The sequence below is a fragment of the Rhizobium sp. 05L419 genome (genome assembly GCF_056397845.1).
The window spans coordinates 41,976-54,572 of the sequence record NZ_JBFTOF010000026.1 but is presented as its reverse complement, the minus strand read 5'-3'; the positions used below and the strand labels follow the sequence as shown (position 1 = coordinate 54,572).

The 12,597-nt window shown below is 62.5% G+C and carries 13 protein-coding genes; 5 read left to right on the top strand and 8 right to left on the bottom strand.

Annotation, left to right across the window (positions count from 1 at the left end; all coding sequences use genetic code 11):
* Positions 1-18: 18 nt before the first annotated feature.
* The 8 genes from guaD to AC1DMK_RS25330 all read right to left on the bottom strand — a co-directional run bounded on the left by guaD (position 19) and on the right by AC1DMK_RS25330 (position 7,830).
* Positions 19-1,386, bottom strand: a complete 1,368-nt coding sequence (gene guaD / locus AC1DMK_RS25365; RefSeq protein WP_037060427.1) for a guanine deaminase — start codon at positions 1,384-1,386, stop codon at positions 19-21.
* A gap of 16 nt (positions 1,387-1,402) precedes the next feature.
* The gene (locus tag AC1DMK_RS25360; RefSeq protein WP_477863010.1) at positions 1,403-1,963 is read right to left on the bottom strand and encodes an amidohydrolase family protein; all 561 of its coding nucleotides are present in this window, start codon (positions 1,961-1,963) and stop codon (positions 1,403-1,405) included.
* 4 nt (positions 1,964-1,967) lie between these two features.
* Positions 1,968-2,825: an aromatic ring-hydroxylating oxygenase subunit alpha gene (locus AC1DMK_RS25355; protein WP_477863008.1), complete on the bottom strand. Its 858-nt coding sequence runs from the start codon at positions 2,823-2,825 to the stop codon at positions 1,968-1,970.
* Positions 2,826-2,929: 104 nt separating this feature from the next.
* Positions 2,930-3,052 (bottom strand): hypothetical protein, encoded by a 123-nt coding sequence (locus AC1DMK_RS25350; RefSeq protein WP_477863006.1) that lies wholly within the window; start codon positions 3,050-3,052, stop codon positions 2,930-2,932.
* Between the two features lie 14 nt (positions 3,053-3,066).
* The gene (locus AC1DMK_RS25345; RefSeq protein ID WP_477863004.1) at positions 3,067-4,002 is read right to left on the bottom strand and encodes an ABC transporter permease; all 936 of its coding nucleotides are present in this window, start codon (positions 4,000-4,002) and stop codon (positions 3,067-3,069) included.
* 11 nt (positions 4,003-4,013) lie between these two features.
* Positions 4,014-5,057, bottom strand: a complete 1,044-nt coding sequence (locus AC1DMK_RS25340) for an ABC transporter permease (RefSeq protein WP_037060150.1) — start codon at positions 5,055-5,057, stop codon at positions 4,014-4,016.
* 1 nt (position 5,058) lies between these two features.
* On the bottom strand, positions 5,059-6,633 hold the full coding sequence (locus tag AC1DMK_RS25335) for an ABC transporter ATP-binding protein (protein ID WP_477863002.1): 1,575 nt from the start codon (positions 6,631-6,633) through the stop codon (positions 5,059-5,061).
* A 75-nt stretch (positions 6,634-6,708) separates the two neighbouring features.
* A complete protein-coding gene (locus AC1DMK_RS25330) occupies positions 6,709-7,830 on the bottom strand; it encodes a BMP family ABC transporter substrate-binding protein (RefSeq protein WP_477863000.1) in 1,122 nt (373 codons plus the stop codon).
* A 450-nt stretch (positions 7,831-8,280) separates the two neighbouring features.
* Between AC1DMK_RS25330 and AC1DMK_RS25325 the strand changes: the two genes are divergently transcribed.
* The 5 genes from AC1DMK_RS25325 to AC1DMK_RS25305 are packed head-to-tail and all read left to right on the top strand — an operon-like array spanning position 8,281 to position 12,597.
* Entirely contained in the window at positions 8,281-8,553 is a 273-nt protein-coding gene (locus AC1DMK_RS25325; protein WP_477862998.1) for a hypothetical protein, read from the top strand.
* Positions 8,540-9,214 carry a Rieske 2Fe-2S domain-containing protein gene (locus tag AC1DMK_RS25320; protein ID WP_477862996.1) on the top strand — a complete coding sequence of 225 codons (675 nt, stop codon included), beginning with the start codon at positions 8,540-8,542 and terminating at the stop codon, positions 9,212-9,214. Before AC1DMK_RS25325 ends, AC1DMK_RS25320 begins: the two co-directional genes overlap by 14 nt.
* Positions 9,214-9,846, top strand: a complete 633-nt coding sequence (locus AC1DMK_RS25315; protein ID WP_477862994.1) for a glutathione S-transferase family protein — start codon at positions 9,214-9,216, stop codon at positions 9,844-9,846. Before AC1DMK_RS25320 ends, AC1DMK_RS25315 begins: the two co-directional genes overlap by 1 nt.
* A 19-nt stretch (positions 9,847-9,865) precedes the next feature.
* The gene (locus AC1DMK_RS25310) at positions 9,866-11,668 is read left to right on the top strand and encodes an adenine deaminase C-terminal domain-containing protein (protein WP_477862992.1); all 1,803 of its coding nucleotides are present in this window, start codon (positions 9,866-9,868) and stop codon (positions 11,666-11,668) included.
* Positions 11,668-12,597, top strand: a complete 930-nt coding sequence (locus tag AC1DMK_RS25305) for a LysR family transcriptional regulator (RefSeq protein WP_477862990.1) — start codon at positions 11,668-11,670, stop codon at positions 12,595-12,597. The genes AC1DMK_RS25310 and AC1DMK_RS25305 overlap by 1 nt, the downstream gene beginning before the upstream one ends.

Below are 12,597 nucleotides of genomic sequence, written 5' to 3'. Positions count from 1 at the left end.
CATGAGGGATGCTCGTCATCAAGGCAGCCGGATATGCATTCCGCCGACCCAGGTGGCCGAGATGTTTGCCTTCGAGGCCGTGTAAATGATCTTCTGCAGGATCTGGTCGCCGGCGTCGAGTTCCTCGAAGAGCCGGACGGACCCCTTCTCCGCCCTGGTGTCGATCACGATGGCGTCGAACTGGTAGCCGGGCTGGAACTGGCCGACGGGAAGATCGAGTGCTATGCCGCCGCCTGCCGTTGCGAGGTAGAATGCATCGCGAAAATCGATCTGTGCCGGGCCGAAGGCAGAGCGGGCGCCGGCTGCGAGGTTCGGGTCGGCTCCAGTTTCGAGAACCCGCGACACCAGGATCGCGCCACGGCAGTTTTCCAGCATCGAGGCACTCGGACCACCGGAAATGTCGGTACCGAGACCGACATGCAGCCCTTTCTCCAGTGCGGCCCGCAACGGAAACACTGCATTGGCGAAATAGACGTTCGACAGCGGGCAATGTGCCACGGCCGCCTCGCGGAGGCGCACACGCTCCAAGTCGCCGGCCGTCAGAAAGTTTGCGTGGGCTATAACGCTGCGGCGCCCAAGCAGGCCGAAGCGGTCCAGCATTTCGGCGTCGGTCGCGCCGTGGCGTGCGAGCACGTAGCTATGTGCCCAGTCGCTTTCCGAGCAATGCGTCTGGACATGACAGCCGCATTCCCTGGCGATGGCGCCGAGACCTTCGAGCGTCGCATCAGTGCACGACGGAATGAACCGGGGCGTTACAACCGGCAAAACGCGGCCTTCGCCGTTTTCCGGATGAGCTCTCACATAGTCGATCAGGGCGCGCGTTCCCAAGATCGCCGCTTCGGGCGAGGCGTCGCGATAATAGTCCGGGCATTCGTCGGCATTGTCCATCGCCACTTTGCCGATCAGCGCCCGCTGGCCTTTGTCGAGGCAGGTATCGACCAGCGCGCGCGTCGCCTCCTGGTGGATGGTGGCAAAATAGAGCGCCGTCGTCGTGCCGTTCGCCAACAGGTCCTCGACCAGAAGGCCGTAGCTGCGGCGCGCAAACGCCAGGTCTTCATAGCGGGCTTCGAGCGGGAAGGTGTACGTCTGCAGCCAGACCTCAAGCGGCACGTCGAGGGCGCTCCCGAGCTGCGGATACTGCGGCGCGTGGACGTGCAGATCGACAAAACCGGGCAGCAGAAAGGAACCGGGCGGCAGGGTCACGAGTTCGCCGGTCTCTTCTCGTGCATCGCGAAGGGTGCGATAGTTGGGATCGCCCGGCCGATGGATCGCCTCGATCCTGCCGTCAGCGCCAATGGCGATCAGCACGTCCTGCAAAATGTCGATCGCGCCACGCTCGGGTGCATGAAAGCCGGAGGCGCAGATTGTCCTGTTACGCAAATCCACGTGCATGTCCCCCAATTCAATTCATGCTTCGATTCTTCAGTGCAAGTGCGCCCTCGCGAAATCTATGGCGAATTTCCGCCTCGTCTATGCCGGGCAGCACGCGTTCTTCCATCAAGATCCGTCCGCCGCAGATGGTGGTGACCACATCGTCGGCGCGCGCCGAGTAAACGAGTGCCGCCGTCTCGTCGAAGACCGGCAGGCAATGCGGCTTGTCGAGATCGACGATGATCACGTCAGCCTTCTTGCCAGCGGCAAGGGCACCGGTTTCCGGCCGGTTCATGGCAGCGGCAGCACCCGTCGTTGCCAGCTCCAGAAGTTCGCCGGTCTTCATGAACTCCACGTCGGCAGTCTTGTCCTTGTGGATCATGCCGGCGAACTTCATCTCCTGGAACATATCAAGCGCGTTGTGGCTTGCCGGCCCGTCGGTCGCCAGCCCGACCGTGATGCCGGCCTCTCTGACGCTGCGCAGACGAAGCGTCCAGTCGCCAGAGATCGTCAAGCTGCCGTTGCCGATCTTGCCTGCGCCGCCCATCGGCAGGATGGTGGCGTTGATGATGGCGATATCGGGATTGCTCATATTGTCAGGCTGCCGTCGCCGTTGTGCCGTAGGTGATGCCCTTTTCCTTCAGCCAGCGGCGGTAGGCGATCGAACTTGCGTCGGCGCGAGTGGGGATTTCGGCGCGCGCTTCCATCGGCAGCAAGGCCGGACGCTGGTTTTCCAGGATGATGCGGTCCTGCAGGAAGATCAGTTGCTGGAAATGCAGGAGTTCGGTGGTGGTCGAGACATCGTCGATCAGGAACATGACGGGATGAGCGATGCAGCGATCGGGTTCGAGCGGCTGCACGAACAGGCAGATCACGTCCCAACGGTTGGCCGCATTCGGGCAGGTCTTGTAGAGCAGCGTCGCAAACGGCGTCATCACCCGGTAGGTGTAATCCGTCATGATGCCGTCGGTCGCCGAAAGGGCGGCCTGCGGCTGGAAGAACTGGCAGTTGGTCGCCCAGACCTCGTCGACGTCGCGGCGGATTTCGGCGTTGTAGTGCATGACTTCGGTATGCGGCTCGGCACCGAGAATATCCGTATGGACAAAGGGGAAATGCGCCATGTCGAGGAAGTTCTCGATGATGCGCAGCCCAGAGGCGCGCACCATGACGGCGCCGCAATTGACGACGCGGCGGTCTTCCTCGTCGGCCTCCGGCAACGCGAAAAGGCCGCCCTTCGGCTCGCCGAGCGTCGTCCAGACAAGGCCGAAGCGTTTGATGATCGGTAGCGGCGCGATGCAGCCGTCGATAGTCACGACAATCGTTCCATCGGTCGCTCTGTAGAGTACGAGATCGGTGCCCAACAACCGCATGGCCGATTGGCCGAACGCAATCTCCGTCTCTGTGCCAAGCGGATACCACTCGTTGAGGGCTGCCTTGTCTGAACACCGGCTCATGGGACGCTCGCTTTCATTGGTCATAGATGCGGTCCATCACAGTCTGGTGGCTTGCCAGCAGCCCGTCCACATCCAAATGTCGAAACTCGCCGTTCGCGACGATCTCACGGCCGTTCCGACGGCCTCGATGACGTTGTCGCGCAGCAGCAATGCGCCGTCCTGATCTCGCGCGCTTCGTCATCGAAGGTGGCGAGATAGTCGATGTTCCTTACAACAAGAGCGGTCATGTCGTTTCCGGTATTTATCGGACGTCGCGGTAGTAGGGTACGCCGATGGCAGCGGGAGCGGCCATGATCCGACGCATGCGCTGCCACGCAAGGACCGGCACGATGATGAAGGCCATGGTGCCGAGATATGGCAGCATGGAGAGGAAGGCGGGGGCGATCGGCCAGCCGCGCGCCTGGCCGACAAAGCCGAGCGCGGTGATGAAACCGAAGAGCAGGCCCGACAGGACGGCCGGGATGGGCCGGTAGCCGGCGAAGATGACGAGCGCGACGGCAATCCAGCCTCGGCCGGCGACGACGCCGTCCGACCAGGAGGGAACGAAGGCGAGCGTCAGATAGCCGCCGGCACCTGCCGCCAACGCCGAGCCAGCGGTGACATAGGCAAAGCGGATCAGGTTCACTGAAATGCCGGCGGCATCGGCTGCGGCCGGGTTTTCACCGACGGCGCGCAGGTTGAGGCCGTGGCGGGTGCGGAACATGATGTAGTTCAGGCCGACCGGCAGGATGATGTAGATCAGGTAGACGAGGATGTTCTGCGAGAAGAAGGCGGGACCGAGGATCGGGATCTTACTCAGGAGCGGCACTTCGATCGGCGAGAAGACAGCCCGCGCCGGCATGCCCGAATAGGCACGCCCGATGGTCGAGGCGATGCCGCTGCCCATCAACGTCAGTGCGAGGCCGCAGAGCACCTGGTTGGCGCGCAGGATGACAGTTGCGAAGGCGAAGAGCATGCCGCAGAGCGCACCGACGACGAGTGCGGCGAGGAAGCCGATGGCAGGCGAGGGAATGGCGGCGACGGTTGCGATCGCCGTCAGCGCCCCCATCGCCATCAGGCCCTCGACGCCGAGATTGACGACACCGACGCGTTCGGCAAGGACTTCGCCAAGCGCTGCCAGTGCCAGCACGCCGCCTGCCAGAAAGGCTGTGGTGAAAAGGCCGGTCAAGAGGTCCATGGTCGTCTCCTTCAAGCCTTGTCGCGGGCGATGCGATAGTGGGCAAGCTCGTCGCCGATCGCGGTCAGGAACAGGATGAGGCCGGTGATCGCGAGCACCGTGGATGTGGTCAGCCCCTGCGTCTGCAGGATGATCCCGGCGTTCAGGATGAAGGCCATCAGGGCAGCGGAGAAGATGACGCCGACGGCGGAGCTTCGCGCAAGCACCGCGACCATGATGCCGAGATAGCCGTAATTGTTGGAAATGCCGCCCTGCAGTCGGTGCACCGTTCCGGCGATCTCCAGCATGCCGGCGAGGCCGGCGATCGCGCCGGACAAAAGCATGACGGTGACAAGGTGGCGGCGGACGGGCATGCCCGCGTATTTGGCGGCGGAGGGATTGGAGCCGACGAGGCGGACCTCATAGCCCCAGCGCGAAAAGGCAAGCAGTCCGGCGACGGCGAGCGCGACGATGATGGCGATCGGCAGTCCCCAGTGGACCGAACCCCAGAATTCCGGAATCTCGGCCGAGAGACGCGGCGTCGCGGAGTTCGCCATGCGATCGCGCCAGGCATTGGTCGAGACGAAATAGACCAGGAGGATGGCCACGAAGTTCAAAAGCAGAGTGGTGATCAACTCGTTGACGTTTACATAGGCGCGGGCAAGCGTCGGAATGAGGATCCAGAGGGCTCCACCGACAAGCCCCGCCAAGAACATCAGCACCAGGATCAAGGCGGGTGGCCCGGGCACGAAGAGACCGACGGCAGCCGCGCCGAAGGCGCCAGCGTAGAATTGGCCCTCGGCGCCGATGTTCCATGCGCCGATCTGCTGGGCCATGGCAACCGAGAGCCCGGTCAGGATCAACGGGATCACCAGCACGCCGAGATCTTCGATGCCGAAGCTGGAACCGAAGCTGGCGCCGATGACCTCCGAGCCGAGCTCGATCGGGTTTGCCCCTGCGGCGGCGAGGATGACGCCGGCGGAGACGAGAGCCAGGACGATGGCGGCGGCGCGGGCGACAAGCGCAATGCCGGGAGACGCCGAGGGAAGGCGCTGGAGGCGGAAGGAGGCTGCCATATTACGCAACCTCGCGCGCCTGGGTGCGGCCACCCATCAGCAGGCCGATTTCGTCGATATCGGTCTTTTCGTTGTCGACGATTCCCATGATCTTTCCTTCATAAAGCACGGCAATGCGGTCGGAGAGGTTGAGCAGTTCCTCGAGCTCTTCGGAAATGAGAACGATGCCGGCGCCCGCATCGCGCAGCTCGACGATGTAGCGCAGCATCGTGTTGATGGCGCCCACATCAAGACCACGGCTTGGGTAGGCGGCAATCAACACCTTGTCGGCGATGCGCATCTCGCGCCGGGCGACCAGGCGCTGTTGATTGCCACCCGAGAGATTGCGGATCGGCATGCCGAAATCGGGGATGGCGACTTCGGCGGCGGCGGCGATTTCCTTGGCGAGCGCCGTGGCAGCCCCCTGTCTGTAACTGCCGCCCGACGAGACCGGCGGCTTCTTGTATTCGCGCATGACCGCGTTGACAGTGACACTGAGTGCCGGAGCAAGGCCGCTGTGGAGGCGATCTTCCGGAATGTGACCGATGCCGCTTTGGGCAAAGGCCGCAGCGTCGCTCTTTTCGACAGGCTTGCCGCCAAGCAGTAGCCGACCCGCGCTTACTGGGCGGATACCGGTCAGGACCTGGCTCAGTTCGCGCTGGCCGTTGCCGGCGACACCCGCAACACCGACGATCTCACCTGCGCGCACCTCAAGCGAGATGCCGTGCAGCGCCTCGTTGCCGCCGTCGCCGATCGCCGAGACATTTTCGAGCGAGAGCACCGGCATCGCCGACATCGGCGCTGCACCTGCCGGGCGCTGACGCATGTCGGCAAGCACGATGTCACGGCCGACCATGAGCTTGGCGAGCATGCGCGGATTGCAGTCACGTGTGTTTTCCGTGGCAACCTTGCGACCGCCGCGCAGGATGCTGATGCGGTCGGAAATCTCGAGCACTTCGTCGAGCTTGTGGCTGATGAAGATCACGGCGTTGCCGGTGGCCACGAATTCTCGCAGCGCCTTGAACAGCTCTCGTGCTTCGGCCGGCGTCAACACAGCCGTCGGCTCATCGAGAATGAGGACGCGGGCTTGGCGGGCCAGCACGCGCAGGATTTCGACCCGCTGCTGTTCTCCGGTCGACAGGTCGCTGACGCGGGTGCCGGGGTGGGTCTGGAGATTGAATTTGGAAGCGAGCGCCGCAGTGCGCTGTTCCAGCACCTGCGCGGAGGCGCGGCGTGGTGTTTCCGACCAGCCGAGATGGATGTTTTCGGCGACCGTGAAGGCCTGAACGAGCTTGAAATGTTGATGCACCATGCCGATGCCGGCGCCGATCGCCTGCAGCGGCGTTGCGAACTCCTTGGCATATCCGTCGATGATGATTTCGCCCGCATCCGCCCGGTAGATGCCCGTCAGGATGTTCATCAGCGTCGACTTTCCAGCACCGTTTTCGCCAAGCAGCGCATGGATTTCGCCGGGCAGGACGTCGAGATCGACATTCTCGTTGGCGATGACGCCGGGAAAGTACTTGGCGATGCCTTTCAGCTGGACGAGAGGCGGGGTGCCCGGAGGGGGCGAATAACGTGTGGCGTTTTCAGTCATGGAGTGGCACCGGAGCGTGAAGGCGGGGAGCCCGGCCGATCCTGGACGGCCGGGCTCTTGGCTTGGGAGGCCCGATCAGGCGGAGAGGCCGGCAACGCCCTCGACCGACCAATCCCAGTTGTAAAGCTCGAGCTCGGTCATCTTCTGGCCCGCCTCGACGCGCACTTTGCCGGTGGCGTCCTTCAGCTCACCGACGAAGGGCGACCAGCCGCCCATGATTTTGTCGCGCACGGCGTCGGCGGCGGCGGCGACGTCGGCCGGAACCTTTTCGCCCCACTTGTCACGGTCGACGCCAGCGCCCATCGCAAACAGCTGCTCGCTCGGCGTCCAGGTGCCGGCAAGGCGCTTGCCGACCTGTTCGACGTAGAACTTGGAAAAGTCGATGAGGATCGACGAGACGTAGGAGTTCGGGCCGTAGCGGCGGATGTCGGTGTTCCACATGGCTGCCCAGACGCCGCGCTTTTCGGCGACCTGCAGGTAGCCCGCTTCGTCCATGATGCCGAAGAGGAAGTCGCAGCCGTTGTCGATCAAGGCCGTGCCGGCCTGCGTTGCCGCCTGCGGGTCGAACCAGGAGTTGATGACGATCGTCTGGACCGTTGCGTTCGGGTTGACGGTGCGCGCGCCCATCAGGAAGGCGTTGGTCGAGGCGTAGACCGAAGCGACCGGGAAGGAAGCGACATAGCCGAGCTTGCCCGTTTTCGACAGATGGCCGGCGGCAACACCGAGGACATAGGTCGGGTACCAGTGCGCGAGATAGTACCAGCCGAGATTGTCCATCGTGACGTGGCCGTTGCACTCCATGAATGCAACGTCCGTGGCGCGCTTGACCACTTCATGCAGGAAATCGCCGTTCGACGACGTGTCGAAGATCAGATTGGCGCCTTCGCTGACGAACTGGCGGTAGGTACGCGTCGCATCGGCGGAGTAGGGAATGTTCTCGACTTCCAGGACCTTCTTGAGCTTCGGATATGCTTCCTTAACGGCAAGCAGGCCTTGATGATGCGCCCAGGTCCAGCCTTCGTCGGAGATCGGGCCGACATGGCCGAAGCCGATCACTGCGTCTTCCTCCTTGATCGCGGGCAGCGGCGAGGCGGCAAGCGCCTGGCGGGCAAGACCGGCGGGCAGCATCATGGCGGCTGCGCCGGCAGCGCTCATGTTCAGAAATTTCCGGCGGGAAAGCGTACGCAAATCAATCATGGTATCCCCTTTTGGCTTTGGCGCTGGTGGCCGCGCTTGCGATCCTCGGCCTTGTCGGCCCTGCTGTTTCAAACGCAACAATTATGCCAGTTGCCGCGCACCATCTCAGTCGTCTTGGGATAACCGCTTGCTACCCCGCGCGGCGATCGTCGCGGCGAGCGCTAGACGTGCTGAAGGAGGCAGCGGACGATGCTGCGGACGCCCTTTCGCAAAGCGGAGGGCCGTCGAAAGCAAGCAAGCGCAGCAATGCCGGCAAATCGCCATTGTTCGAAATAGGGCTGATTTGGGGATGATCGAACTGCGCAAAAGGCAACAAGCAATTGCGCAAAGTCTCTTGAAATCCCATCCAGAGAATGCCTAAAATGCACAAAAGTAAAGCATGCATATTATTTGTGCATAGTGATTGATTCCGAGGCGCGAGGTGGGACGGATGTGGGCGGTGAACAGACAATGTCCGGTGTGACGCAAGCTGCGCGCTTCACGTTCCGGGGGAAGATCGTATGCGAAAGCTTCACCGAATTTGCGCTCCATCGGGCTCGCAGGCTGGACCTCGAGATCGACGTCGGTGCTTGCGACGCCGCTTCGGCTACGCTGTCGGTGAAAGGGCAGGAGGATCTGGTCGACGCCTTTGAAATGGCCTGCAGCCTCGGCCCTTATGATTGCATCATTCTGGATATCGAACGCGCAGCGATGCGAACAGGAGTGAACCATGAAACTGTATGAGGGATGGGTACCGGTTGCGTTGTCATCGTCGATCGAGGCCGGGACATCCACAGGCGCCATTGTCGAAGGCAGCGAGATCGTCGTCTGGCGCGACAACAGCGGCAATGCCCATGTCTGGGAAGACCGCTGTCCGCATCGTGGCATGCGCTTGAGCTTCGGCTTCGTGCGCGGCGATCACATCGCCTGTCTCTACCACGGCTGGCAATACGACACCGCCGGGCATTGTCGCTACATTCCGGCTCACCCGACGTTGGAGGTTCCCGACACGATCAAGGTTCCGACCTATCAGGTGCAAGAAGAATATGGGATCGTCTGGACGACGACCGCATCCGAATGCCCATTTCCGGATGCAGGCCCTGCCGCGACGATCACGCCCGTCAGAAGCCTATACGTCGATCGCGCGAGCGGCGATGTCCGGGCGGCGTTCGAACAGGCGGGCATGACGACCCTCGGCGAGCAGGCGGGCAAGCTTGTTTTCGGCGACGACGTGCTGCTTTTTGCCTTCCAGGCAATGGCGCAGACAAAAACAGCCGTCCACATCGTTATCTCGGGTTCGCCGGCTATATTTGGCGGCGCCAAGCAGAAGCATTATGCCCAATGGGCAGAAAATCTCCGCTTCGACCTCGAACTGGCCGCGCCTTGCGCGGTGGAGTTCGCCTGATGTCGAAGATCACGCTTTATAATTACGAGCTTGATGAATCGAGCTACCGCGCCCGTCTGCTGCTCTCCATGCTCGGCCTGGAGTGGACGACGATCGCGATCGACATGTTCCCCGGCGGGGAGCAGAAGAAACCGCCGATGCTGGCGTTGAACCCGCTCGGCACGTTACCGGTCCTTCGCGATGGCGACCTCGTACTCCACGGCACGGCGGCAATCCTTCTCTATCTCGCCAAGGCTCGTGATCCGGCAAAGCGCTGGCTACCGGACGATGCTTCAGCCTTCGGCCAGGTCTCGATGTGGCTTGGCTTTTCCGAAGTCGCCTTAGCACCGGCCATTGAGGCCCGGCTGCAGGCGCTTTTCGATACCAGTGGCGACGAAGGGGCACTGCGCGCCAACGCGCGCAAGGCCTTCCGCACCATGGATGATCATATGACCGCGCGCGGTTTCGACGGCAAGGAGTGGTTTGTCGGCGACCGTGCGACGCTTGCCGACGTCGCCCTTTTTCCATCCTTTGCACTCAGCCGCGACTACGGTGTGGATCACGACGAGTACCCGGCGTTGCGCCGTTGGATCCGCCGTTTCCGCACATTGAAGGGCTTCCACACGATGCCCGGCATTCCCGACTACCATTGATTTTCAGATTGGAGTTTTCATGAGCACTTTGACCCGTTTTTCCGTGAAGCCGCTGTCGACGCTGACGCGCACGCTGACCGATGTCGCCTTCGGACGAAAGGAACCCGATCTGGTGATCCAGGGAGCCCGTGTGCTCTCCACCTATTCGGAGCGGTTCCTTGGGGACAAGGAAATCTGGGTTTCCAACGGGCGCATCGCTGCCGTCAAACCATCCGGCAGCTACAGAAACGGCTCGGCAAAGCTATACGACGCCGGCGGAGGCATCATTGCGCCCGGCCTCGTGGATCCGCATATCCATATCGAATCCAGCATGGTGACGGCCTGCGCTTATGCGGAAGCTGCGCTTCTCAATGGCACGACGACGATCTTTTGCGACAGCCACGAAATCGGCAACGTCATGGATGTGGCCGGTGTCGAGGCGATGCTGGAGGATGCGCGCCATGCGCCGCTCTCGATCTTCCTCACGGTGCCGAGCACCGTGCCCGCTACGTCGGTGCAACTCGAAACCGCAGGCGGCGATCTGACTGCAGAGAAGATTGCGGCCCTTTTCGACAAATGGCCGGAAGCCGTGGCGCTTGGCGAGAAGATGGACTTCGTGCAGGTAGCGATGGGCGACGAGCGCAGCCATGCAATCCTTGCAGCCGCGCTTGAGCGCGGTCGGCCGGTCTCTGGCCACGTCTATGGCCGCGAGTTCGTTTCTGCCTATGCTGCCTCCGGCGTGACGGATACGCATGAGGCAATCGACCGCGAAATCGCCGACGATCTGCTGGAAGCCGGCATCTGGCTTTTCCTGCGCGGCGGCCCGCCGACGACCCCGTGGCACAGCCTTCCGCATGCGATCAAGACGATCACGGAACTTGGCGCCTCGCACAAGCGCATCGCCGTCTGCACCGACGACCGCGACGCCGACGATCTGCTCCTCTTCGGCCTCGACTGGGTGACGCGCGAAGCGGTGAGGGCGGGTATGAAACCGGAACAGGCCTGGTCGATGGGGTCGCTGCATGGCGCAACACGTTTCGGCATGGAAAATGAAATCGGCGGCCGCGGCGGCGGACGTCGTGCTGACCTTGTGCTGCTCACGGACGATCTGACACCGGTCAACACCTGGTACGGCGGCGAACTGGTCGTGGAAGACCGGAAGGTGACGCCGATCCTGGAGGAGGCACTCTCCAAGCCCTACCGCTATCCGCAAGCCGCCTATCACACCGTCAAGCTGCCGAAAAACCTCAAACTGACGCCCGATCTGCCAACCGAGACCGTGATCGCTCACACGATCAAAACCGAACTGCCCGGCATCACCCTTGGCCATTCCAAGGTCACGCTGGAACCCGCCAACGATTGGCAGGCTCATTTCGACCGTCACGGCCTCTGCTTTGTGACTGTCGTCGAGCGCCATGGCAAATCACCGGGCAATGTCGCGCATGGCCTGCTGAACGGCTTCGGCCTGAAGAAAGGCGCGGTCGCCTCCTCGGTCGGTCATGACAGCCACAACATCATCGTTGCCGGCACCAACGAGCGCGACATGCAGATTGCGCTCGATGCAATCGAAGAAAAGCAGGGCGGCGTCTGCGTCGTCATGGACGGCAAGGTGACGGCCATGGTGCCGTTGCCGATCGCCGGCCTGCTCTCCGACAAGCGTGTGCACGAAGTCGCGCAAGAGGTGAAAGCTCTGAAGGTCGAGTGGGAAAAGGCCGAGTGCACCATCGCCTATATGGGCTTCAACCTCATTCCGCTGTCGGTCATCCCTGAAATCCGCATCACCGACAAGGGGCTGGTGCTGGTGCCTGAAATGGAAATCCAGCAGCTGTTCGAGACGCTTTGATGGATCCATACCGCCTGGGACTTGTCGCGACACGCATTCACTACTTTCAGCTGGTCGCAAGGCTAGGCTCGGTCCGACAAGCCGCCCAGGCGCTCAACGTCGCGCCTTCCTCCGTCAGCCGCATGCTGCGACAGCTGGAGGATGAACTCGGCACCGCGCTGTTCGAGCGCTTTCGCCAGCGCCTCAAGCTGACCCGCGCTGGCGAGCTGATGCTTTATCACGCCCGCCTCAGTCTTTCGGAGCTGAACCGCGCCTGCAGCGAGATCAACGACCTGCATGGCCTGCATCGGGGAACGGTGTCGGTTGCCGCAATCGAAAGCGTATCGCGCGGGGTGATGCCGGAAGCGCTGCAGGAATTCTGGCAGCGGCATCCGGCGATCACCGTGAACGTCCGCGTGATGGGCTCGCAGCAGGCCGCCGACGCGGTTGCCGAGGGCGAATGCGATCTCGCCGTCGTCTTCGATATCCGGGCGCCCCGCAACGTTCGGCGGATTGCCACGGTCTCCTTGCCATTGGGCGTTCTGGCTCTGCCTGGCAGCCGGTTTGCCGGGAAGAATGAACTCAAGCTTTTTGATCTCGCCGGCGAGCGCGTCATCCTGTCGGATTCCAGTTTGACGCTCGGCACATGGATCGAGGAGGCCTTCAGTCGCTCCTTCATCGATCTGACGCAACGGGCCCGCACAAATTCGATCGGGCTCATGGTCGATCTCGCCAAGCGCAACCTCGGCACGGTGTTGCAGACTCGCGTCGGCATCGAACAGGAAATCGCCGACGGTACGCTGAAATTCGTGCCGCTTCGCGACGCAAAGCTCAATCCGCGCAAGCTGATGCTGCTTTCGCGCTCAGAAAAGGAGACGTCGGATGCGGCTTCGGCTCTGGGCAAGCTTCTGGCGCAGTCCATCGAGCGCTCCGGTGAGGACGGGTTGTGA

Bases quoted from the DNA above. Each gene is read 5' to 3' on its own strand.
- AC1DMK_RS25355 (WP_477863008.1), bottom strand. From the start codon at position 2,825: ATGAGCCGGTGTTCAGACAAGGCAGCCCTCAACGAGTGGTATCCGCTT.
- AC1DMK_RS25310 (WP_477862992.1), top strand. From the start codon at position 9,866: ATGAGCACTTTGACCCGTTTTTCCGTGAAGCCGCTGTCGACGCTGACG.
- AC1DMK_RS25350 (WP_477863006.1), bottom strand. From the start codon at position 3,052: ATGACCGCTCTTGTTGTAAGGAACATCGACTATCTCGCCACCTTCGAT.
- AC1DMK_RS25360 (WP_477863010.1), bottom strand. From the start codon at position 1,963: ATGAGCAATCCCGATATCGCCATCATCAACGCCACCATCCTGCCGATG.
- AC1DMK_RS25335 (WP_477863002.1), bottom strand. From the start codon at position 6,633: ATGACTGAAAACGCCACACGTTATTCGCCCCCTCCGGGCACCCCGCCT.
- AC1DMK_RS25325 (WP_477862998.1), top strand. From the start codon at position 8,281: ATGTCCGGTGTGACGCAAGCTGCGCGCTTCACGTTCCGGGGGAAGATC.
- AC1DMK_RS25330 (WP_477863000.1), bottom strand. From the start codon at position 7,830: ATGATTGATTTGCGTACGCTTTCCCGCCGGAAATTTCTGAACATGAGC.
- AC1DMK_RS25340 (WP_037060150.1), bottom strand. From the start codon at position 5,057: ATGGCAGCCTCCTTCCGCCTCCAGCGCCTTCCCTCGGCGTCTCCCGGC.
- AC1DMK_RS25345 (WP_477863004.1), bottom strand. From the start codon at position 4,002: ATGGACCTCTTGACCGGCCTTTTCACCACAGCCTTTCTGGCAGGCGGC.
- AC1DMK_RS25320 (WP_477862996.1), top strand. From the start codon at position 8,540: ATGAAACTGTATGAGGGATGGGTACCGGTTGCGTTGTCATCGTCGATC.
- AC1DMK_RS25315 (WP_477862994.1), top strand. From the start codon at position 9,214: ATGTCGAAGATCACGCTTTATAATTACGAGCTTGATGAATCGAGCTAC.
- AC1DMK_RS25305 (WP_477862990.1), top strand. From the start codon at position 11,668: ATGGATCCATACCGCCTGGGACTTGTCGCGACACGCATTCACTACTTT.